This is a genomic window from Flavobacterium sp. P1_E4, assembly GCF_056405915.1.
The window spans coordinates 178,327-202,195 of sequence record NZ_JBFUBE010000004.1; the positions used below are offsets into that span (position 1 = coordinate 178,327).

Here is a 23,869-nt window from a genome sequence, read left to right on the forward strand (position 1 = left end):
ATTTTAAGAATTGATTAATGATGAATTAACTAAATTTTGTAAAAATAGACCGTAACTTTAATAGAAAAGTTAAGGTCATGAAAAATTTTGCAATTAAACTGTCGTGGTTAACTACAATTTACCTTGTAGTTTTTGCGGTGCTATGCCAAACAAAACTTTTTTTCCCAGTTTTAATGGGGCTTTATTTTATTGGCGTATGCTTACTGCTATTTTTGATTTTCACCGTTTTGCATGATGAGGAATACAAAACAAATAAAAAATTTAAAGATTGGTATCAAGATAACTCTAAGAAAAATTTAGTGCACTAAGAAATCGTATTTACAGAAAAGAAAAAGACAAAAAAAAAGTCCCGATAAAATCGGGACTTTCTGTTTAACTAATTAAATATCTTTTTCGCTTGCTGGCGGTGATTTGAAATCAGGAACTAATATCGTTGTTTGTAATTTATTGCTTTCTGGAATTTGATCCGAAAGTATAGTGTATATCGTATTATTGCTTTCTCCATTTGTCACATCTATAGCAACAGGGTATTCAGCTACTTTCTCGCCCTTATCATCAAAAATAATAATAATATGTTTTAGTATAGCACCATGATAAGTGTTAACGCCATCAATATAAGTGACAGCATTATGAGTTTTATCAATATCAAAAAAATCTGTAGCACTAAGTACATCATTAAAATTTGTTTGCACCTTTGCCGTATAATTCCAATCCTTTAATTCATCAGATAATTGAAACACCGATACTACTCGACCATTTGCTGGTATTAATGTAAATGAAACCGGAGTATTGATTCCCGCTATTACATCAATTGTTTGTGGTGTAGAAGTGTATTTAATGGCAACAGGTCTTGCTTCCCATTTTATGAATAAATCATTCACAGATGATGTACTAGATTCACCTGTAAAAGAACCATAATTAATAGTTTCCCCATTGGTGGTAGAACTGGCACTAACTGTAAATAATGAAATTCCAGTACTGAAATTTTTTATTTCGAATCCGTCCAAAGCACCAACAGTATCATCTGAAACAACACTAAAATTAAAGATGCTTGGAAGTCTAGTTCCGTCAATTACCCCTTGCCCCACACTTGCACTAGTCCATGGATCAACATTAATCACAACCGAATTAACAGTAACAGGAAGTATCCCTCGCTTTACGTCTTTTCCAGTGATATTCGTTTTTTGCGCACTAAGTTGAATATTCATAGAAGTTTCTTGGTTAGCAACCTCATCTTGTTTCGCACTATCTTCTGAACAACTTATTGCACTAAATAATAGTATAGCTCCTAGTAAAATTTTTTTCATAATTTTTTTATTTTTAAAACAATTTTAATCCAAAACAATGCTAAAATACATAATTATAATGTTTAAAAACACAAAATTAAAACTTTTATAGCCATAATACCTTATTAAAAAAAGTTCCTAATTTGATTTCATTATAGTTATTTAAAAAAAACTTCAAATTATCAATTCCAAAATAGTTTATTATTGAAAACAAAAAAACCGCTCAAATCTGAGCGGTTTTTTTTATTAATTCCAAAAGATTATGTTCTCAATATGACTTTATAACTCATAAACTAAAACAAATCCTTCTACTTTTATTTCTCTCTAATATAGATATCGATTGGAACCCCTGAGAAATCCCAGTTTTCTCTAATCTTATTTTCAAGGTAACGTTTGTAAGGTTCCTTAACATATTGTGGCATATTGGCAAAAAACACAAACTGTGGTGTTTGAGTTGGCAACTGCATACAATATTTAATTTTTACATATTTCCCTTTGGTTGCAGGTGGTGGATATGCTTCAATCACTTTCAACATGAATTCGTTGAATTTTGAAGTCGGAATACGTTGTTGTCTATTTTCATAAACTTGAACAGTCGCTTCCAATGCTTTCAACAAACGTTGTTTGGTCAAAGCCGAAACAAAAAGAATAGGCACATCCGTAAATGGCATTAACTCTTTTTTAATTTTCTCTTCATAATCACGAGTTGACATAGTATCTTTTTCAACCAAATCCCACTTATTCACAAGGATTACAACACCTTTACGGTTCTTTTCGGCTAACCAAAAAATACTTTGGTCTTGTCCTTCAAATCCACGAGTAGCATCAATAACCAAAATACAAATATCTGCATGCTCAATTGCACGCACCGAACGCATAACAGAGTAAAACTCTAAATCTTCTTTCACTTTCGCTTTACGACGTATACCTGCCGTGTCCACCAAGTTGAATTCAAAACCAAAACGGTCAAATTTTGTATCAATAGCATCACGAGTAGTACCCGCAATATCAGTTACCATAAAACGTTCTTTACCAATCAATGCATTGATAAAACTTGATTTTCCTGCATTTGGACGACCTACTACAGCAAAACGTGGCAAAACCACTTCTTCCTGAACAGGCTCTGGTTTTACAGGAAAAGCTTCAATTAAAGCATCCAATAAATCCCCAGTTCCACTTCCCGAAATACTGGCAAATGTGAAATATTCACCTAAACCAAGATTATAAAACTCAAGAGCGTCTTTTTCACGCATGGCATTATCTACCTTATTTACAGCCAATAAAACAGGCTTAGTCACTTTACGCAACAAACGGGCAACAACATCATCCATCGGGGTAATCCCCTCTTCAACATCAACCACAAATATAATAACATCGGCTTCGTCGATAGCCAATTCTACTTGTTTACGTATCTCACCTTCAAAAACATCATCCGATCCACGAACGTATCCTCCCGTATCAATCACAGAAAACTCTTTTCCGTTCCACTCGCTTTTACCGTAGTTTCTATCTCTGGTTACCCCAGAAACCGAATCCACAATAGCTTCTCTTCTTTGTATCAGCCTATTAAAAAGGGTTGATTTCCCTACATTAGGTCTTCCTACTATCGCAACAATATTGTTCATAATATAAATTCAAATATTTATTTCTCCCGAATACTGCTTTCCAGTTTCGGGTTGCAAAGGTAGTGTTTAAAACCATGAATATCAATTTTTTTGGTATATTCGCCACTGCTTGTTCACTTAACCGCTTCATTTCTAATTTTATGGACACCAATAATGAGATCCGTTTGCGTTTGCGATTCTATAAAGAAGTCAATCAGGACATCGATTCACTACGCCAAAAATTCATTCATTTTACCACTACCAATTCCCCGGATTTCATTCTAAAAATAAAAGAATACCACATCTGGATCAACATCAAAGGCTCCAAAAAAGCCTATTGGTCACCACATTTGCATCTCGAAATGGAATCCAAAGGCGACAATCAAACCCACATCCGAGGATTATTTGGACCTGACCCCGATTTATGGACATTCTTCATGTTTTTGCATTTCATGATAGCGGGAACATTCATCATTTTTTGCGGCATCGCCTATTCCGACTATATTCTAAAAAAAAACACAACAGGCGATTTCGTTGTGATGTCTCTCATGGTTTTCGCTTGGTTCCTACTCTACATCATCGCCAAACAAATTCGAAGCAACGGAGAAAAACAAATGAACGATATCGAAAAAGTATTTTTAGAAATCCTAGAATCCGAATAATTAGTAGCCAATCCAGCTCTCCATTACAACTCCTCGTTCAAAAAAGGAGTTGTTCCAATGCGCTTGCAGGAGCTTCCTCCGGTCGCTCAGCAACCACAGGAACAACAACCTTTTTTCACTGCGGGGTTTCCATTTCGATCTGGGCTAAAAAAAATCAGCATTAGAACAAATTCCAATACTGATTTATATTTTTTTACTTTAAATTTACATTCCAACATTCGATTAAACAAATAACCGAATTACCGAATCAACATTTATTGATTATAACCAAAACGCTTCAACATATTCGCGTTGCTTCTCCAGTTTTTATTCACTTTCACATACAATTCAATATGGATTTGCTTCCCGAAGAATTTCTCCAAATCCAAACGGGCATCCATTCCAACTTTTTTCAAAGCAGCACCTTTATGTCCAATAACGATTCCTTTTTGAGTCTCGCGTTCCACCATAATCAAAGAACGAATGCGGATGATATTCTCATCTTCAAAAAACTCTTCGGTTACAATTTCTACTGCGTATGGAATTTCCTTGCTGTAGTTCAATAATATTTTTTCACGGATAGTTTCGTTCACAAAGAAACGTTCCGGCTTATCCGTCAATTGATCTTTTGGGTAATACGCTGGCGATTCTGGTAACAATGAAATAATTCTTTGAAAAACTTCAGGGACATTAAAATTCTGCAACGCCGATATTGGATAAATCTCTGCATTTGGTACTTTGGCAGTCCAAAAAGCAACTTGCTCTTCCAACTGAGCTTGATTCGAATTGTCAATTTTGTTTAACAACAACAAAACCGGAATTTTAGAATGGATAATTTTATTAAAAAAAGCTTCGTCTTTCAATTCCTGCTCACCAATTTCTACCATATAGATTAAAACATCGGCATCTTCAAAAGCGGACTTCACAAAATTCATCATCGATTCCTGCATTTCGTAGGCCGGTTTGATGATTCCAGGCGTATCAGACAAGATCATTTGAAAATCTTCCCCGTTTACAATTCCTAGAATTCTATGACGTGTTGTTTGTGCTTTTGACGTAATAATTGATAATCTTTCACCAACAAAGGCGTTCATTAACGTTGATTTCCCAACGTTTGGATTCCCTATGATGTTTACAAAACCTGCTTTATGTGACATTTCTACTTAAATTTATGCTGCAAAGGTAGTCATATCAAGTCAATACAGGAAATAAAACATTTTTTAAAGTTTTCATTGGATTTATCAAAATTCGGCGTATCTTTGCACCCGAAACAACGCGGGATAGAGCAGTAGGCAGCTCGTCGGGCTCATAACCCGAAGGTCACAGGTTCGAGTCCTGTTCCCGCTACTAAGGTAGCCTTATTGAGATTACAAAACGCACATCGCGGGATAGAGCAGTAGGCAGCTCGTCGGGCTCATAACCCGAAGGTCACAGGTTCGAGTCCTGTTCCCGCTACTAAGAACAACTCATCAACTTTTTGATGGGTTTTTTTTATGTTTATCATTTTCATCACCTCCCGTAAACAGTGGAATTAACTCAAAAATACCGTTCACTTTTTTGGTTAGATATTCTCTATTTTGTGGCCTAATGGACAAACCTTCTGGAAACACTAATTTTTAAAACCTTATTTTATTCTCAATATCTCCTCTACCGCAACAATCATCGAAATAATACGATTGTGGATAAGGTGCTAAAAATCTAAGACAAGCAAAATCCAGATGCCTGTTATGTATCCGAAAGCTTTATAAGGATTGCCTGAGCCATGATAATTACAAATTGATTAGAAAGTAAAAAACCTAATTCCATAATCATATCCAGTATTAGGTTTTCTTGTTTTTAATCGATGCTCTTTACATCTCAACTTTGCGGGCATTAAGTCAGTATACATTCGCCATCGCATAAGAGTTTTAAGAACATTTGTTTTAAAGTAGACTTCGAAAAGCGGGGTTTTGGTTTTAAGGCAACCTTTTAGATATGTAATTAACCAACCTATCATTTAGAATTTTAGAGAATACATTTGCTCCTTTTATATTTAAATGGTCACAATTATAAAAATCTTCTTTTTTAAAACGTTCTGAATTTGAATAGTCCCAATACTCGAGATTATATTTGGCAGTTAAGTAATTTATGTATTTTGTATTTTGAAGGATAACATGTTTATTCAAAAAAACATTATAATCTCCAAAAGTTGGTGTGGCAAAAAGTATTGGAGTAACACCCTTTTTTTTCAATTCCTGAATAAAGTGTTCCAAATCAATAAGAACTTCTTTTTTATCCGATGTTCTATAACTATTGTAGAAGCTTTCCGCCCTAGATTCATAATGTTTTTCATTAAAGGAAGTAGAATTCCCCGTAAATGGAATAAAACCTTTGACTATTGAATCGGTAATTTTAACCCCGTTTTCAACATCAAAATCAATAACTTTTTTCTTTTTTCGGTCAATTGCTTTTTTAAACAAAGAGAAAGAAACTTTAGGGGTGTATCCAAAAAGAAAAGGAGAAATATCCTCTTTTAAATAGTTATTCTTCTTGTATCTAATTCCACTAGCATAATAAGACCATAAATCTAAAACTTCCCCTTGACTTGAAAAATACAACGTATGATAATCAACACTTATAAATACATATTTTAACTTCGATAAACTTTTTATATTTGAAACTGTTAATCGCCTATCGAAATAAATACTTTGGCCAACATTAGCTAAATTATAAGCTTCCAAAGAGAACATCTTGGGGTTTACTCCATAATTTGCATGTGAATTTCCTAATATTAAAACCTCAATATTTATTGAATTCTTATGCAAACCATTAAGCTTTTCTTTATGCAGAGTATTCATATTTCTAAGCCATATATCAATAGTTCCAATTGGAACTATTAGGATAAACGAAAAAATCAATAAGTTTTTAAAAAACTTCTTCATAACTTAAAATTGAAAATAAATAAATTGCTGTTCTTTACCATTAAACCATATAATTGCAATAACAATTGCATAATACAATCCCCATCTTATGACTTTAGGAAATTTCATCCCCATTTTCGCAATGGCATATTGTTGTTCCCTCCCCATCCATTCTATTGTCAAAAATATAATAACCAACATAAATAGATTAAAAGGCCTCAAAGTTGGTATCGTAAATAGCGTTGATGAAAATACTCCAGAAATAAAAGAGAATGCATAATGTATATCATTTGCCCTAAAGAAAATCCATGCAAAAACAGTTAAACTAAAAGTGAGTAGCATTGAGAATACTTCTTTAATCGTTGGAAAACATTTTCCCTGAGCCACAATGTCAAGGTTAGTTCTATTGGTATTAAAAATTATTGAAGGCATTATAAACAATGCATTCAGTAATCCCCAGATAATGAAAGTCCAATTTGCTCCATGCCAAAAACCACTTACAAGAAATATTATAAAAGTGTTCCTAATTTTCATCCACATTCCTCCTTTACTTCCCCCTAACGGAATATATAAATAATCTCTAAACCAGCTTGATAAAGAGATGTGCCACCGCCTCCAAAATTCAGCAATATCTCTAGAAAAATATGGAAATGCAAAATTCCTCAATAAGTCAATTCCGAAAAGCCTTGCAGTACCTATAGCGATATCGGAATAGCCTGAAAAGTCACCATAAATTTGAAATGTAAAAAAGACTGCACCTACAAGAAGAGTGCTTCCTGAATACTCTGCCGAATTATTAAAGATTGTATTGACGTATTCTGCACATTGGTCAGCAATTACTACTTTTTTAAATAATCCCCACAAAATCTGTTTCAATCCATCAACTGCTTTTGAGTAGTCAAAATTCCTTTCGCTTTTTATTTGTGGTAAAAGATGAGTTGCTCGTTCAATTGGACCAGCTACTAACAAAGGAAAGAAACTTACAAACAGAGAGTAATCTACAAAATTCTTCTCAGCTTTTATTCGGTCTTTATAGATATCTATCACATATGATAACCCGTGAAAAGTATAAAAGGATATTCCGACAGGCAAAATCACTTTTAAAGCCCATGGACTTACTGAAAAACCAAAATTGGAAATTGCATCAGCAAAGGAATTGGCAAAAAAGTTATAGTATTTAAAAATACCAAGAAATCCGAGGTTTATAGATATGCTTAACCAAAACCAAAATTTTTTATTATTTTTATTTTTTGCTTCCGACATTTTAATTCCCGTGTAATAATCTAATAAAGTCGAAAAAACAAGTAAAAATAAAAACCGCCAATCCCAACAAGCGTAAAAAAAATAACTTGCACTTAAAAGTAGAATATTCTGAAGTTTCAAAGATTTTTTCGCTACAAACCAATAAAGTATAAATATTAGAGGCAAAAATATTGCAAAGTTTAAAGAATTAAAAAGCATAGTATAGGCTTATTAAGATTTTCAAATGGGCTAAATTGGTTACTGAAACCTACATAAAATCGCAAATATATCATATTCAGTTTCTTTTTATTTAAAAAGAATAACATTTTAATTTAAAAATACTCACTTACACAAACAATCTTATAAAAATCATCAATAAACTCGTTAGATTTTTCAAGATTACCCGCTACTAGAAAAGCTTCAGAGAAATCTGGATCTTTTTTCGTTTTAACCCTCTTTGTCAACATCTCGTTGCGTTCACGATCGGGACGTTCGCGCCAGCTGTGGAAAGAAGTATAGAAATAAATAAGTCATAAAAGTGATTTTAATCTAAATCTCTTTTATTTTTGCCGAATGTTAGAAATTCTTTACCAAGATGAATATATTATTGCAATTAATAAACCAAGTGGATTGTTGGTTCACAAATCATTTTATGCGCGCGATGCAAAAGTTTATGCTATTCAAGAATTGAGAAATCAAATAGGGCAACACGTTTATCCTATTCATCGCTTAGATCGCAAAACCTCTGGTGTCTTGCTATTTGCATTGAATAAAGAGGTTTTGAAAATTATGAATGATCGCTTTGCCACACGCGAAGTCGAAAAAAAATATTTAGCAATTTTACGTGGTTGGTCACCCGAAGAACTAACGATTGATTATGATTTAACCAATGATGATGACATTAAACAAAATGCAATAACATACTTTCACCGTTTGCAAAATGCCGAAGTTGAGTTAGAATTTAATAATCAACCAACATCTCGATATTGTTTGGTTGAAGCGATTCCTGAAACTGGACGTATGCATCAATTACGAAAACATTTCAAACATATTTTTCATCCCATTTTAGGAAGTCGTCCACATGGTTGCAACAAACAAAATAAATTATGGTTGGAGAATTATGAGCTAAAAGGAATGATGCTTCATGCACATCAGTTAATTTTTAATCATCCAATAAAAAATGAACAACTAATCTTGAATGCAAAGATTAATGAAGAGTTTAGCAGAGTAGGTACTATTCTTAATCTAGATTTGAGTAAGTATAAATAGAATAACAATTTGTCAATTATTGTTTTAAATTATTATTGTCTTTTGAAACAATAGTTTTCAGTATAAAGATTAGCGGACACAGGTTCGAGTCCTGTTCCCGCTACTAAAAAAAGCTTCAGAGAAATCTGAAGCTTTTTTCGTTTATTTAAGTTTATAAATTAATATCTAATTCAGATTGCTGTTGCAAAATCAGGAAACATTCGCACAGCTTACACGAGAACTCTTCGGGGAGCGGATCATTTTAGTTAATCATTTCTTAATCCCTTAAGAAAAGTCATCACTATTAATATAAATTCGCCTTATCAATTCGTATGAAATAAACTATGTTTTAAAAAATGACTAATTACCATGATATTCCAAAGCGAATCTTAAAAACAACTTTTATATTAAAAAATTGATTTATACAACACTTTTAAATATTGCGATTTTTCAGGGAATAGTCTTAGGCCTAATTATTTTAAAGTCTTCCTTATTCAATAGTAATTCAAATAAATATCTGGCATACTTGATATTTACACTTTCAATTATTTTACTGAATCATGTTTTTGAGATTGAAGATGCATTTACTCTCTATCCTTTTCTACGCTTTTTTGACCACATCGAGTGGGTATTTCTAATACCTGCTTTCCTATTCCTGTTTATCACAAACCGGATTGATGATACTGTAAAAAACAAGCGAAAATTTTATTTGTGTTTCATTCCATTTGTTTATTCCGCTATCCTTAATATTATACAAGATCTTGATTATGTTGCGGGAATTTATACTATTCCGCAGTCAGGCCTCGATCTAATCAATACACTTGGTCTAATTCATCTTATTTTAGCAGTTACATTCATCCCATTCCTGTCGTTTTACTCTCATTTTATGATAAGACGCATAAAAAATTCACAGGAAAAAAAATGGATAATTATCTTAATAACAATTATTTCATCATTGTTATTCGCTTGGCTTATTACCTGTCTAGCCGGCTTATTTTTTCAATATGACATTTCTTCCACTATGAGCGTTCTGGCTTTATCTGCAACATTCATAATTCATTGGACAGCTTATATAGGCATTTACAAATACAAACTGGCCAAAAACAAAGATGCTGTTTATAATTTTCTAAATACAGATTTAGCTCTTTCGTATAGCAATCTGCAAATTGTAGAAAATAGTACCCCAGAAGAATATAGGGAATCTATCACGGCAGATAATCTTTATTTTCAAAAATTAGAACTTCTTTGCAAAGATCATCACATTTATACTGACAGTACATTAAACAGAGAAAAAGTCGCTGAAAAACTAGGCATAAGCGCTGGATATGTTTCACAAATCGTAAACACAATAACAGGAGATAACTTTGCCAATTACATTAATCAATACCGGGTTGAAGCTGTCAAGGAAATGATCTCAAATTCTGAATATGAAAACTATAATTTGTTGGCGATGGGATTAGAATCAGGGTTTACTTCAAAGACAACTTTTTATAAAGCCTTTAAAAAAGTTACTGGTCAGACACCCAATGAATATAAAAATACCAGCAAATAGGTGCCAATTTATACAGTTTTAAGCTTTTGAAACCTTTTTTAATTTTTCTTAAACGAATTTTGGCTTCAAATAATTCAAAACAATTTTTATGAAAAAAATTTTATTACTAGCTGTTGTTACAGTTTTAGGATTTGCAAATGTTAATGCCCAAGAAATTAAATTTGGTGCTAAAGGAGGTTTGAACTTTGCATCTATCAGCGGAGATAATACAAAAGGTATTGATGCCGTAACATCATTTAATTTTGGTGTTTTATCAGAAATTCCAATTTCCGATAAATTTTCTTTTCAACCTGAATTAATGTATTCTGGTCAGGGATACAGTTTCAATGATAATACAATTGCCTTAAGTTATCTGAACATTCCTTTAATGGGAAAATATTATTTAACAAAAGGATTGAGTATTGAAGCTGGACCGCAAATAGGTTTTTTACTTTCTGCTAAAAATGAAAAGACAGATGTAAAAGATTCGTTTAATACTTTTGATTTTGGTGTTAATTTTGGCTTAGGCTATAAACTTGACAACGGACTTAATTTTGGTGCAAGATATAATCTGGGATTAACTGATATTAATAATTTAGAGAATTCTTCCAGTAAAAATAAAAACGGAGTATTTCAATTATCTGTTGGTTATTTCTTTTTCTAGAACTTAATAATTCAATAAAAAAGTTTTACAAGCAGTATCATAAGTGTATTAACTCAACATTTCTTGAAACCTAAAAATTTTGAATTAATCATTTTGTCCTTTCAATATCTTTAAATCATCCACAAAACAGTTCGAGAATTGTCCCGTTAGAGCTACTAAGAAAGCTTCAGAGAAATCTGGAGCTTTTTTCGTTTAAATTGTTTTATGTATGCTTCTAAAAATTACTCCCCTATTTTTCATACACTATCCATACACTATCTATGCTTTATCTATGCTTTTGACTCGTCCTGAAATGACTATACAGGTTATTAAATAAATCCTGTTTAACTATACAAATATAATTTTTAATCCTAAACTTACTATACCTCCCACTGGTACTCGTTTGAAACGAGTACCTGTTTAAATTAGAAGTTTAATCGTTGCGTTTGCAACGCAGGCGGTTACAGGTCGTCTTTCATAAAAATGTTTAAAATCCCCTTAAATAATAAATTACTTTTACAGTTCTCAGTATTAATTCATCCCAAGAAACTTTTTAGTATTAATTGAATTAATCATAATAGAATCACTATTGATTTTTTGGAAGTCTAATGATTGTACCTCGTTTGTAACATTACTTTCAATAATTAATTCCATCTCTGTTATTTCATCAGATATTGTTCTTTCGATGTAAAGCGGATAGATTCTATCAGAAGACGTATTCTCTATAATTAAATCGGATTGAGCAATTATTTCCCGCATTGATTCTTCATATTCCATAAAATCTAAATCATCAGAAACTGCAACTTCTACAATTTTATTGTCTTCGGAAATAATTTCTTTTATTGTTTTCGGATTATAGGCAATTACTGATTCAGGATTGAATACCTCAGCTTCTTCGGCTAAAAAAGGTCTTTCAAATTTTCCTGTCTCATTGTTTTGTATTTCGGTAGTACCATCTGACACAATGATGTTCTCAAATGAATGGTATGGCAAGTTAACTGTGTTTTCTGCATTAGAAATATTTGAAAATGACACTAATGCAACTCCTAAGATTAAAACTGAATTTTTCATGATTAATGGTTTTTTGATTGATTGATTGATTGATTGATTGATTGATTGATTTAAAATGAGACACCATTTATAAATAATGTCTCATTTAATTTTTATACTATTTATTGTTTTAAAAATTCGACGGCTTCATGAGCATTAGATAACTCTGCATATTTTAATGCAGTAAATCCATTTTCATCTTTTGCATTAAGGATGGCTCCTTTTGATAATAAAAGTTTAATAATTTCGGTTTTGTTGTAACGGGAAGCCACCATTAAAGGAGTCATTCCGTTTGATACTTCATTTACATCTGTACCATACTCTATAAATTTTTTAACAATGTTTACATCTCCTTTGCAGATAGCAATGCTCAATGGAGACGCTGTTTCAGAGGAATTAACTTCATTTAAAGTATTCGGAAATGAATACAGATTTGATGCTGATAAAGTACATGTTGCACTGATTAAAGCAACTCCTAAATAAATGATTGATTTTTTCATAATAATTAATTTTTGATTGATGATTGATTAAATAGTTTGGATCATATAATAATATCCTATGCAAATATATATCCTAAAAAAGGTATTGTGTATCACATAGTACTTAAAATTAACTTTTAATTAACAATTTCAATTGTTTTATTGACTTTATGAATTAATCTAAAAAAGCATAGGAGTATAAAAATCAGTTTAATTTGGAATGTATTAGTTTAACTCAGATATGTAGTTGTTTTTTGCCTACATTTTATTTGCATACCAAAACGCTTGGATATATCTTCGAGTACGATGGCGGATTTACTTCGTCAGTTCGCTATCGGGTAATTTCTTTTTCTAAAACTTAATAATTCAATAAAACTTTTTTTAAGCGGTATCATAAGTGTATTAACTCAACATTTCTTAAACCTAAAAATTTTGAATTAATCATTTTGTCCTTTCAATATCTTTAAATCATCCACAAAACGGTTCGAGAATTGTTTCATTAGGGCTACTAAAAAAAGCTTCAGAGAAATCTGAAGCTTTTTTTAGTAATAAAACTATTGCATGAGAGACGACCCTACTTTATCTATATTTCCGTAATCTCAAGAACGACACTCGTTTCTACCTTAGATGAAGAAACGCGTAAACCAACATTCATTAAGTAATCTCCCGTAAAGGAATCCCCAGATTCCTCAAGAGATTTTTTTGCTTCCGGCATCAAGTTTATTTCCTCTATTTTATAAGTTTTATTTGGATCTAAACCTTGAAAACGAACAGAATTGTATTGCGGATCATAAAGCGGATGAAGCGTGTAAGAGAATAACACTGCCTTATTTTTTGCCTCATTTACATACATTAATACTGCACGGCTTTCATCATAAGGAGAAATAATTCGGTACATATCACCATGCCAAATTACTGGACTCAATCTTTTATAATTGGCAACTGCATCTTGACAGTATTTAAGTTCTTTTTCTTTAAGTTCTTTCACATTAATATCAAATCCTAATTTACCCATCATGGCCACATCGGTTTTGAATTTAATAGATTGATTTCCCCATGATGTTACATGATTACAGATTGAAAAGGCTGGAAAAAACTGTGAATATCCCCATTGTATAAACACTCTATTGTATGGATCAGTATTGTCACTTGCCCAAAACTCTGTAAAATACTTGAGTAATCCATAATCCGTTCTACCTCCCCCACCTGCGCAAAGCATCATTGGTAGATTTGGATATTTGGTTTTAATTCGGTCTAAAACTTTATACAAACCGTTGGTATATTCAATAAATAAATGCGACTGTTGATTCTTTAGATAAGTTGAATAAGCACTGGTCATCATCCGGTTACAATCCCATTTAAAAAAAGCCACACCCGAATTGGTTTGCATAATGTCATCTACGATTTTGAATACAAAATCCTGCACTTGCGGATTACACAAGTCCAACACCAATTGGGTACGGTAATAACTTTCTGGTCTATTAGGCAATTTTAAAACCCAATCCGGATGTTTCTCGTATAATTCACTTTTTGGATTGACCATCTCCGGCTCAATCCAAATTCCGAATTTAACCCCAGTTTTCTCTGCTTCTTGCATCAAGAAACCAATACCATTAGGCAATTTCGTCTTAGTTGCCTGCCAATCTCCCAAACCTGATTTATCACCACTTCTAGGATACTTGTTCCCAAACCAACCATCATCCAATAAGAACATGTCAACACCCAACGTTTTTGAATCCGAAAACATCTCTGTCAATTTTTTTTCATCAAAATTGAAAAAGGTAGTTTCCCAATTGTTTAATAATGTCAAACGAGGTTTTTCTCCATCTTTAATTCCGTATTTTCTACCCCATGAATGCAAGTTTCGACTCGCCTGCCCTTTTCCTTTATTTGAAAAAGTGTAAATAAATGAAGGCGTCGTGAATATTTTTTCAGGCTGAAGACTGTATTCTGAAGCAAATGGATTGATCCCAGAACTGATTCGAAGGGAATTTTTATTGTCTAATTCGAAAGCAAACTTAAAATTACCCGACCAAGCAATCGTTCCTGCCACAAGTTCTCCCGAATTTTCATCAGCTTTAGAATTAAGAGACAAAAAGAAAACTGGCGTTTGGTACATATTGTTACGAACTCCTAATTTTGAGTCGATAACTTTAGTTCCACTAGTCAATTCACTTTCCTGCATACGAACTTCCTTGGCCCAATCTCCATGAAATTGAGTTAACCAATAATGATCCGCATCAAAGTGCAACATCGAAGATGCATAATTATATAACATAACGGGTTTCTTTTCGTGATGCTGAATTTCTGTCCATTGCTCAATTACGTTTTCATTATAAAAAGCTTTATAATGAAGCGTTACTTCTACTGGATATACCTGATCTTTTAATTTGATAATGGTTTCAGTAGTATTCCCATCAATTTTTTCTGTGCGATGACTTACATAAGTTAATTCCAGTGATGGATTCCCATCATTATGAGTCATTCGAATCGCAGACTCAAATAAATTGTCCGTTCCATATGTTGGATACGCTTGATGTCTTAAATTAACCAACGGGTTTCCATCATTTATCACAAATGATTTCGTGTTTTCCTTTGAAAGTGCATTATATCCCGAATTACCTTTCAGCTTTGTTCCTAAATAAGACTGATAAAGCAAGCCGTTCTTTCCTGCTTTTAAAATCAAAGCGGTACTTTCCGTTTCAATCTGAATTTGACCATCTTGCGCATTAGCCTTACAAAACAGGGTTGTAAGTGCTAATAGAAGTATTATTTTTTTCATAAAAATTATTTAGCAATAGTTAGTGATTATTTCTCATTTTTAGTTTCTAAAATTTCTTTAGCATTAACACTTATAAAAATTAGAAACATATGAATTCAACTATGATGATTTGGGTTGAAAATTGTATCATCAACAGATCTCTTTCGCAGTATCCAACAATCAATCACAAGAATGAATTCAATATTATTATGAAGGTTATATTATGAAATTCACAATATAATGCGACATATTTTTGAATTCCATTATTTATTTAATAAAAAATGAAATTCAAAAATATAACAATGAAATTATTATCCATACCAGTACCTACCGGTTTTATACATTTTGCAAAGAAAAGTTTATTATTATGAAAAGAATTCAAGTTTAAAATAATCATAGAATTATAAAAATACAGACAGATAATTCATGTTTTTGAAAAAGCAAACTCGAATAAAAGTTGAAAAAAGAAATTGGAAAATTGCCTACTGTATAAGAAGTATGTATTCTCTTTTTTCTTTCTCTTGAAAGACATCACTACAAGCTTATTTAAAAATTAAACCAAAAGAGAAATTACCTATGTCATCCTTAACAAAAGCCGTTACATAAATCCCTTGGAAGTAACCTTAGAAAAAACAAATCTTCGTATTAAAATAGTTTTCAAGAAGACCTTTTGAATTTGTTTTCAAAAGACATTGTAAATATGTTCGGGTGGGCATTTTATCACCAATATTTTAATCATGAAATGTTCTGAAAATTAATGCAATTATGTTAAACAAAGAATAATGCCCATTAATTTTATCGAAAATAGCGGCTGTTATAAAAAACCCTACCAGTAAATGAAATTTTAATATTAGACCAAAACTATTCGAAACTAGAATCCTAGTTTTCCAGTATCTCAAAACCAATAAAACTATTTATGCTTCTTTTTATAAATAAATGCAGTTCAATTTAAACTACATACATTTTAAAAACAGCTAAAAAAATCAATTTTTAAGATTACCGACTAATAAAATTGTGCGTTTTATTCCGTTTCTTATATTTTAACATCAAAAAATAAAACTTGAAGTTAAGAAAACAAAAAAATAAACAAGCTTAAACTTACATATTTACCAAATTTAATCACTGGTATGGTTGAAAAACCAAAATTATCCTAAGCAATAATGAACATCCTGAAAATTTTGTTTTTAATACTATATTATCCACTTTTAAAAGCCTAAAAGACAACCCTTTTTAGCAAAAATTCCTAAAAAAAAGATCCAAAGTAACATCATTTTATATTCATTTAAGAAAAAATGATTCAGCTTCCAAAGTGCAAAGTTTGCTATTCAGTAAACCAAAAAAAAACCATTATTACATCGCAATCCTAATATTTTTTCTTCTTCATTTTATGTTATTATTCTAAAAAATAAAACCCTTCTTTTCCTCTTTTAGGTTAAACCTAAAGTTGCTTTTTAAAGTCATGAAAAATTCAGAAAAACTCATTATTTCTATAAATCACACGTTACATGAATTATATTCATATATTACCCACTTTGTTTTCCATATTAATTTAAATTTTACATGTTTTTTAAACATTTCATAAAAAACTAGTAGGTACTGGTATGTACTAGTATAGAAACATTTATAATTTTGGTTCTCACATCTATCTCTTCTTCAGGAACAATCTGTAAGCACTCATTGCATTTTTGTTTGTTTTCTCAAAGTGGAAACAGGAGATAAATTAAGAGAAACTTGAGAGTACATTACTAACCAAAACCATTTTTTAAAAATTATGAAATTAATAACCAAAGACAAACCAACCAACGATTGGCTTACTTCTGAAATCTGGAAGATTACCAAATTAACATCCGGGTTCTTTTTAGCCATGACATTACAAGTTTCGGCAGCAACAGAATCAAAAGACATTAACTTTTTCTTGAAATTAAATAACACTCCAACCACTGGGAGCAATGGAACAAGAACAAATTTGTCAATTTCTAAACTGGAAAAAACAAACAATTCGGACATTTTATCCAAAGTACAAAAAACAATTAAAGGTAAAGTAACAGCCGCAAAAGGAGAACCATTACCCGGTGCAACTATACTTGTAAAAGGAACAAAAAATGCGGTGACCACTGACTTCGATGGTAATTTTACAATAGATGTTCCAGACTCAAATAGTATACTTGTCGTTTCATTTACAGGTTTCACCACTAAGGAGGTCGCTGTAACCAATACAACAAGCACTATAAATATTCAACTAGAAGAACAAAACCAAACCTTAAACGAAGTCGTTGTTGTAGGATATGGTACTCAGAAAAAAGGAGCTACGACAGGAGCTATTGGAGTTGTTAAAGGGTCGGCCTTAACCCAAAATGCATCTGCAAACGTTTCAAATGGGTTAGCCGGACGTGTATCTGGAGTAATTGCAAATAATCGCTCAGGAAGACCTGGTGATGATAACTCAAATATTTTAATTAGAGGATTCAATTCATTTGGAGGAGGTAAATCTCCTCTAGTTGTGGTTGATGGTATTGCTGACCGTGATTTAAATAGGATAAACCAAGACGACATTGAGTCAGTTACCATTTTAAAAGATGCATCAGCTGCAATTTATGGTGTTAGAGCTGCAAATGGAGTAATCTTAGTTACCACAAAAAGAGGTAAAATTGGCGCCCCAGTAATTAAATATGACGGGAATTATGGCATCCAACAATTAACCAGAAGGGATGAAAGAGTTAACTCTTGGGAATACATGACCTACTATAATGAAATCAATCAACGCAAAGGGTCAGATCCTCAATACGAACAAACCGAAATAGACAAATATAAAGCAGGTAATGATCCTAATTATACAAGCACAGACTGGTATAAAGAAGTATTTAGAAAAGACGCACCACAAACTAATCAATCCCTCTCTGTAAATGGAGGTAATGAACAAGTTAAGTATTTTTTCTCTGGTCAATATTTAAATCAAGAAAGTAACCTTAGAGATAGCGACGAAAGATACAAACAGTTTAACTTAAGATCAAACATTGATGTTAATATATCTGCAAACTTAAAAGTTAACTTAGATATTGCTACCCGAAAAGAAGACAGACTATACCCTGTAGCTGGTATCGGTAGTATCCTGCACGAAACCGTAAGTATGTATCCATATATTCCCGCTTATTGGAAAAATGGATTTCCATCTGCTGGTGTTTCAAGAGGGAATAACCCAATATTAATGTCTTCGTCTGCTCCCGGTTATGATAAAGTCATAAACCTTGTTGTTAATCCAACATTAGGATTTGACTTAAAATTACCACGTATCACTGAAGGATTGTCGTTAAGTGGATATGCAGCATTTGATTATAATGTTCGTAGTCAGAAAAAATTCAAAAAACAATGGGATGCATATACTTATGACAAAACAACAGACACCTACAATAACGTAAAAAATAGCACTGGTGAAACATCTGTTTATCAAAACGAGCAAATTGCAAATCAAAACACTGTTTTCTTAAAATTAGCATACGATCGCAAATTCGACAAACATGGATTTAATGCTTTTGTGGGATATGAGCAAAACACAAAGGACAAAACAGAAACATGGGCCTATAGAAAAAATTTATTGAGTGATCAATTAGATCAAATTTTCACAGGATCTACCGAAGGCCAACAAGGCAACGGAAGCGCATACCAAGACGGAAGGGAAAGCTACTTAGGTCGTTTAGCCTATAACTATGACAACAAATATTTTGCTGAGATTTCCACTCGTTATAACGGATCTTTCAATTTCCCTAAAGACAACCAATGGGGGTTGTTCCCAGCAATATCAGCAGGTTGGAAAATATCCGAAGAAAAATTTTTCAAAGATAATGTAAAAGGAATCGACCAACTTAAAATAAGAGCTTCTTGGGGAAAAATGGGGAATGACGACATGGGGGAATGGATTGATAACGTATATAATCCGAACCAATATTTATTCTTGACAAGATACCAAATATCTGACTTCTACAAAACTCTCACTGCTTTTGGTGATTATAAAGTATCTAGTAATATTGCTCTTAGTGCGTCCCCAAATCCAAATATAACTTGGGAAGAACAAATTTCAAAAAATATTGGATTTGATTTTGCATTCTTAAACAACAGATTGACCGCTTCTTTTGATTATTTCAGCAATACAAGAAGCAATATTTTGGCAACAAGAAACGCATCTGTACCTTTATACACTGGATTATCACTCCCAAAAGAAAATATTGGAGAATCTCTTAACAGAGGTGTTGATTGGTCTGTTAATTTCGCAGAAACAAGTACTGAATTTAAATACAGCCTTGGTTTTAATCTTACCTATGCACAAAGTGAAGTAGTCTTTCGTGACGAATCTCCAAATGTCCCAGAATGGCAAAAAGCAACCGGAAAAGCAGTTGATTCATGGTTAATTTACCAAACCAACGGCATATACCATACACAGGCCGAAGTTGACAATTCACCACATTTATCAGGAGTACAACCTGGAGATCTTTGGATAAAAGACACAGACAAAAATGGTCAAATCACATCTAATGATATGGTTAGAATTGAAGAATCAGCTACGCCAAAAATAGCTTACGGTATCCCTATGAGAGCTGAATACAAAAGAGTATCTATAGACTTGCTTTGGTCTGGACAATCAAAGGCTAAACAAATGGTAAGTCCGCAAGCACAAGGTTCTATTACAGCTCCTCCTCAATGGTTATATAACGAAAGATATACTGTAGACAATCCGAATGCGTCTTACCCCGCAGCATTCAATTCCGATGATATTAAAAACAATGTCGATGCAGACTTATGGTTAAAAGACGCTTCTTTCTTACGCTTAAAATCATTACAGATTTCTTATTTTTTACCAGAAAAATTACTTTCTAAATATGGAATATCAAATATGAAGTTTTATGCTGGAGGAAGTAATTTGTTTTCTATAGATAACATGAAAAGATACAACCTAGATCCAGAAACTGACAACAAGACTGGGGTTAATTATCCACAAACCCGTGTTTACAGAATAGGTCTATCTCTAGAATTATAATAATGATTCAAATAAAATATGATACTTATAAAAAACAAACATAAACTACACATGAAAAATTATAAACCCAACAAACTAGTAAATATAAAGAGTAAGACAATCATACTCGCTTCCTTTTTTATGGCAATTACGACCCTCGTGTCTTGTGAACCAAACCCTTTAGACAAAGCCCCATTGGACTCTTACACCGATGCAACCGTATGGAGTGATTTAAAACTGGCTGAAGCTTTTGCCAACCAACTCTATGTTGTACTACCAAGCACTCAACACAATTGGGACCAAACCTCAAATCGTACTTGGGCTCTAAATGCTGCTTGTGATGAAGGATATAATGAATTTAACGATTACAGAACAGCCAACATTAATAATGGGGCAACGACGCCAGATAATTTAAGCAGATTTGACATATGGTCAATAACCTATTCTACCATTCAAAATTGCAATATATTTTTATCTAAGATTGACAATGTTCCTGGAGATGAAGCTAAGCGTAACCAATTAAAAGGAGAAGTCCTTTTTTTAAGAGCTTATGCCTATTTTAAATTAACTAGAGATTATGGAGGAGTTCCAATAATTACTGAACCTTTTGATTTAAACAGCAATTATAAAGTAGCACGTAGTACATATGATGAATCTGTTAATTTTATTGTAACAGAGTTAGACAAGGCAGCTGCTTTACTACCATTAACCACATCTAGCTTTGGAAGAGTGACAAAAGGTGCCGCACTTGCTATAAAATCAACAGTTTTACTTTATGCTGCTAGTCCACAATGGAATACAAATAATGACGTAACAAAATGGCAAAAAGCATCTGATGCTGCAAAAGCTGTAATTGATCTAAATCTCTATAATCTTTATACCAAAAATTATGCAGATCTTTTCACTACCAATAATTCAGAAATCATTCTAGCTCGTTTGACTGAGAAAACTGATGCTAATAATTTTGTTGAAACGTTCCTTTCTCCAAATGGCTTTCATGGTTGGTCTTCATTTGCACCTAGTCAAGCTTTAGTAGATGCTTTCGGAACAGGAGATGGTAAAGACATAACAGATCCTACATCAGGTTATGATCCTCAAAAGCCATATGTAAACAGAGATCCTCGTTTTTACAAAAATATTATATACGACGGACGTAGCTATGGTCGCCCAGAATTCTGCCAAGATCGTTATGATGCAGGACATTCAAATGTAGCAGAATATTACAAAGATGGACTCGATTCTCATGAAGGATGGGATAATTGGAATTATAGTCGTACCGGTTATAATTTCCGCAAATATTGTGACACTACGTATAATTTTAATGGAGCAGAATGGCAAACAAACAAAGCTTGGACAGTTTCCCGTTTAGGCGAAATTTATCTTAATTATGCTGAAGCACAATTCAAACTTGGAAATGAAAGTATTGCTCTAGAGTATTTAAATAAGCTTAGAGAACGTGCCGGTATAACAGTTCCATTAGCCAGCTTGACTGGCACTGCCTTAGAAAATAAAATCCGCAATGAAAGACAAGTTGAATTATGCTTAGAAGGACATCGTTATTATGATGTACGTCGCTGGAAAATAGCTGAAATAACAGAAAACAAACCTTTGATGGGAGTATCTATCATCAAGAATAGCGATGGATCAAAGACCTATACTTACAAAGAAGTACAACCTAGAATTTTCAATCCTAAACAATATTTATTACCAATTCCAAGAACTGAAATGAACAGAACTGATCTTGCTCAAAATCCAGGATACAATTAAGATTGCATTTTATATGCGCTCACTTTTTTAAATTTAATATTTTGTTAGTATCAGTTATAAGATAAAATTCATAAAAACTGATGAGTCCGCAAACCCACCATATAAATTGTGTGGGTTTGCTTTTTAAAGCTTTAATCACAAACCTAAAATGACACGTAGGCACCAAAAGTAGACATTAAGGATTTATTACACCTAATGACTAGGTTTACGAGATCTGTTCTCAATAACCCACACATTTTTAAATAACAATTCAAATAGAAAATAGCTACATGAAAAATGGTTTTATAATTATAGTTGTAAATTGCTGTTTCTTTTTTAATGCACTTGGACAAAGCGGAACGATCACTTTCAAGTCTTCAGACACAGCAATGGAACAAGCTTTTAACCGCGCAAAGAGTATGGCTCTTAGTTACAAAGGAGATTCTAATGACCCCGTTGGACCATGGTACGAAGCCGCACTTCCAACCCGATCTGCTTTTTGTATGCGGGATGTATCACACCAAAGCATCGGGGCTGAAATACTGGGACTGAACAAAGAAAACAAAAACATGCTTTCTCTTTTCGCCAAAAACATTTCAGAAAACAAAGACTGGTGTTCGTACTGGGAAATCAACAAAAATGGAAAACCCGCCCCTGAAGATTATAGGAATGACAAGGAATTTTGGTATAACCTTGGCAGTAATTTTGATGTAATGTTCGCTTGTTGGAGATTGTACTTATGGACAGGCGATGAAGCCTATATAAAAAAACCAGAATTTGAAAATTTCTTCGAAAAATCCGCAACCAAATATATAGACCGTTGGATACTAGATGCAGACTCATTATTAACAAGACCAGAATTTCCAAATGCCAGTGTTACTTTCGATAGTAAAAACGCTTTTCACAGTAGTCGCGGTCTGCCATCATATTCTGAAGGAATTCCGAAATTAATAATGGGAGTAGATTTGGTCGCTGCAATTTACCGTGGATTGATGACATACTCTTCTATCTTAAAGCTAAACGGTGATATTAAAAAAGCAGAATTCTACGAAAGAAAAGCAGAAAAATATCAGCTAAATATAGAGAATATCTGGTGGGATAGCACGGCTTCAACTTATAATGTTATCTATACTAGTGACGGTAAATTTAGTAAGGATCCCAGCGAACTCTTTTTATTATGGTTTGATGCTCTTAAAGATACAAACCGAACTAAAAAAATGATTGAACACATTATTTCAGAAAAAGCAAATGTTGAGAGTTCATCTTATCTTCCTTTTTTACTGTACAAATATGGATTTGGAGATAAAGCCTATGAATATATTTTATACTTAACAGATCCTACTACAAAAAGAAGAGAATACCCTGAAGTTTCCTATAGTGTAATTGAGGGTATTATACATGGCTATATGGGGATAGAACCTGATGCCACAAAAAAGACGGTAACTACTTTATATCGCGGAAAAAGTGGAGTAATATCCGAAGTGGACAATTTACCCGTTTTAAACACGGTGCTATTTTTAAAACAAGAAAGTCAAAAAACAACGCTTCATAACAAAGGCAACATTCCTGTACAATGGAGAGCCATGTTTTCCGGAAGTTATGATACGGTATTTATAAATAATGAAAAAATTGTTGCCAATCACAAGAAAGATGATAACGGGAATTCATATACATTTGTTGATGTCCCAGTAAATTCAGGACAAAAAATAAATGCATCATGCAAGTAATAA

Annotated in this window: 16 protein-coding genes and 2 tRNA genes; 10 read left to right on the forward strand and 8 right to left on the reverse strand. The window is 32.7% G+C overall.

The annotated features are described in order from the left end of the window. Positions 1-77: 77 nt before the first annotated feature. On the forward strand, positions 78-308 hold the full coding sequence (locus AC1DY0_RS06105) for a hypothetical protein (protein WP_477187752.1): 231 nt from the start codon (positions 78-80) through the stop codon (positions 306-308). Positions 309-380: 72 nt separating this feature from the next. Here the strand turns inward: AC1DY0_RS06105 and AC1DY0_RS06110 are convergent, their stop codons facing one another. Together AC1DY0_RS06110 and der are read right to left on the reverse strand one after the other, a co-directional pair. After that, positions 381-1,307, reverse strand: coding sequence for a hypothetical protein (locus tag AC1DY0_RS06110; protein WP_477187753.1), 927 nt, complete (start codon positions 1,305-1,307; stop codon positions 381-383). A gap of 293 nt (positions 1,308-1,600) precedes the next feature. After that, on the reverse strand, positions 1,601-2,911 hold the full coding sequence (gene der / locus AC1DY0_RS06115; RefSeq protein ID WP_173503664.1) for a ribosome biogenesis GTPase Der: 1,311 nt from the start codon (positions 2,909-2,911) through the stop codon (positions 1,601-1,603). A 74-nt stretch (positions 2,912-2,985) separates the two neighbouring features. Here der and AC1DY0_RS06120 point away from each other — a divergent pair, with 74 nt between their 5' ends. Further along, positions 2,986-3,552: a hypothetical protein gene (locus tag AC1DY0_RS06120; protein ID WP_477187754.1), complete on the forward strand. Its 567-nt coding sequence runs from the start codon at positions 2,986-2,988 to the stop codon at positions 3,550-3,552. Positions 3,553-3,806: 254 nt separating this feature from the next. Here the strand turns inward: AC1DY0_RS06120 and era are convergent, their stop codons facing one another. After that, positions 3,807-4,688: a GTPase Era gene (gene era / locus AC1DY0_RS06125; protein ID WP_477187755.1), complete on the reverse strand. Its 882-nt coding sequence runs from the start codon at positions 4,686-4,688 to the stop codon at positions 3,807-3,809. A gap of 117 nt (positions 4,689-4,805) precedes the next feature. Between era and AC1DY0_RS06130 the strand changes: the two genes are divergently transcribed. Together AC1DY0_RS06130 and AC1DY0_RS06135 are read left to right on the forward strand one after the other, a co-directional pair. After that, positions 4,806-4,878, forward strand: a tRNA-Met gene (locus AC1DY0_RS06130). A gap of 35 nt (positions 4,879-4,913) precedes the next feature. Continuing rightward, positions 4,914-4,986, forward strand: a tRNA-Met gene (locus AC1DY0_RS06135). Between the two features lie 500 nt (positions 4,987-5,486). On the opposite strand, the gene AC1DY0_RS06140 is transcribed toward AC1DY0_RS06135, so the two are convergent. Then, positions 5,487-6,452: an SGNH/GDSL hydrolase family protein gene (locus AC1DY0_RS06140; RefSeq protein WP_477187756.1), complete on the reverse strand. Its 966-nt coding sequence runs from the start codon at positions 6,450-6,452 to the stop codon at positions 5,487-5,489. A gap of 3 nt (positions 6,453-6,455) precedes the next feature. Beyond that, complete coding sequence (locus AC1DY0_RS06145) at positions 6,456-7,892, reverse strand: MBOAT family O-acyltransferase (RefSeq protein ID WP_477187757.1); 1,437 nt, start codon at positions 7,890-7,892, stop codon at positions 6,456-6,458. 354 nt (positions 7,893-8,246) lie between these two features. Between AC1DY0_RS06145 and AC1DY0_RS06150 the strand changes: the two genes are divergently transcribed. From AC1DY0_RS06150 to AC1DY0_RS06160, 3 genes are all read left to right on the forward strand, one after another. Next, positions 8,247-8,942 (forward strand): pseudouridine synthase, encoded by a 696-nt coding sequence (locus tag AC1DY0_RS06150; protein WP_477187758.1) that lies wholly within the window; start codon positions 8,247-8,249, stop codon positions 8,940-8,942. Between the two features lie 505 nt (positions 8,943-9,447). Next, entirely contained in the window at positions 9,448-10,473 is a 1,026-nt protein-coding gene (locus tag AC1DY0_RS06155) for a helix-turn-helix domain-containing protein (RefSeq protein ID WP_477187759.1), read from the forward strand. Between the two features lie 88 nt (positions 10,474-10,561). Further along, a complete protein-coding gene (locus AC1DY0_RS06160) occupies positions 10,562-11,116 on the forward strand; it encodes a porin family protein (RefSeq protein ID WP_477187760.1) in 555 nt (184 codons plus the stop codon). 510 nt (positions 11,117-11,626) lie between these two features. On the opposite strand, the gene AC1DY0_RS06165 is transcribed toward AC1DY0_RS06160, so the two are convergent. The 3 genes from AC1DY0_RS06165 to AC1DY0_RS06175 form a co-directional block, all read right to left on the reverse strand. Then, a complete protein-coding gene (locus tag AC1DY0_RS06165; RefSeq protein WP_477187761.1) occupies positions 11,627-12,166 on the reverse strand; it encodes a hypothetical protein in 540 nt (179 codons plus the stop codon). 101 nt (positions 12,167-12,267) lie between these two features. After that, positions 12,268-12,645: an ankyrin repeat domain-containing protein gene (locus AC1DY0_RS06170; RefSeq protein ID WP_477187762.1), complete on the reverse strand. Its 378-nt coding sequence runs from the start codon at positions 12,643-12,645 to the stop codon at positions 12,268-12,270. A 562-nt stretch (positions 12,646-13,207) separates the two neighbouring features. Then, complete coding sequence (locus AC1DY0_RS06175) at positions 13,208-15,406, reverse strand: alpha-galactosidase (protein ID WP_477187763.1); 2,199 nt, start codon at positions 15,404-15,406, stop codon at positions 13,208-13,210. A gap of 1,750 nt (positions 15,407-17,156) precedes the next feature. On the opposite strand from AC1DY0_RS06175, the gene AC1DY0_RS06180 reads away from it, so the two are divergent. From AC1DY0_RS06180 to AC1DY0_RS06190, 3 genes are all read left to right on the forward strand, one after another. Beyond that, complete coding sequence (locus AC1DY0_RS06180) at positions 17,157-20,414, forward strand: SusC/RagA family TonB-linked outer membrane protein (RefSeq protein WP_477187764.1); 3,258 nt, start codon at positions 17,157-17,159, stop codon at positions 20,412-20,414. 51 nt (positions 20,415-20,465) lie between these two features. After that, entirely contained in the window at positions 20,466-22,160 is a 1,695-nt protein-coding gene (locus tag AC1DY0_RS06185) for a RagB/SusD family nutrient uptake outer membrane protein (RefSeq protein ID WP_477187765.1), read from the forward strand. 269 nt (positions 22,161-22,429) lie between these two features. Further along, a complete protein-coding gene (locus AC1DY0_RS06190; protein WP_477187766.1) occupies positions 22,430-23,866 on the forward strand; it encodes a trehalase family glycosidase in 1,437 nt (478 codons plus the stop codon). Positions 23,867-23,869: the final 3 nt, after the last annotated feature.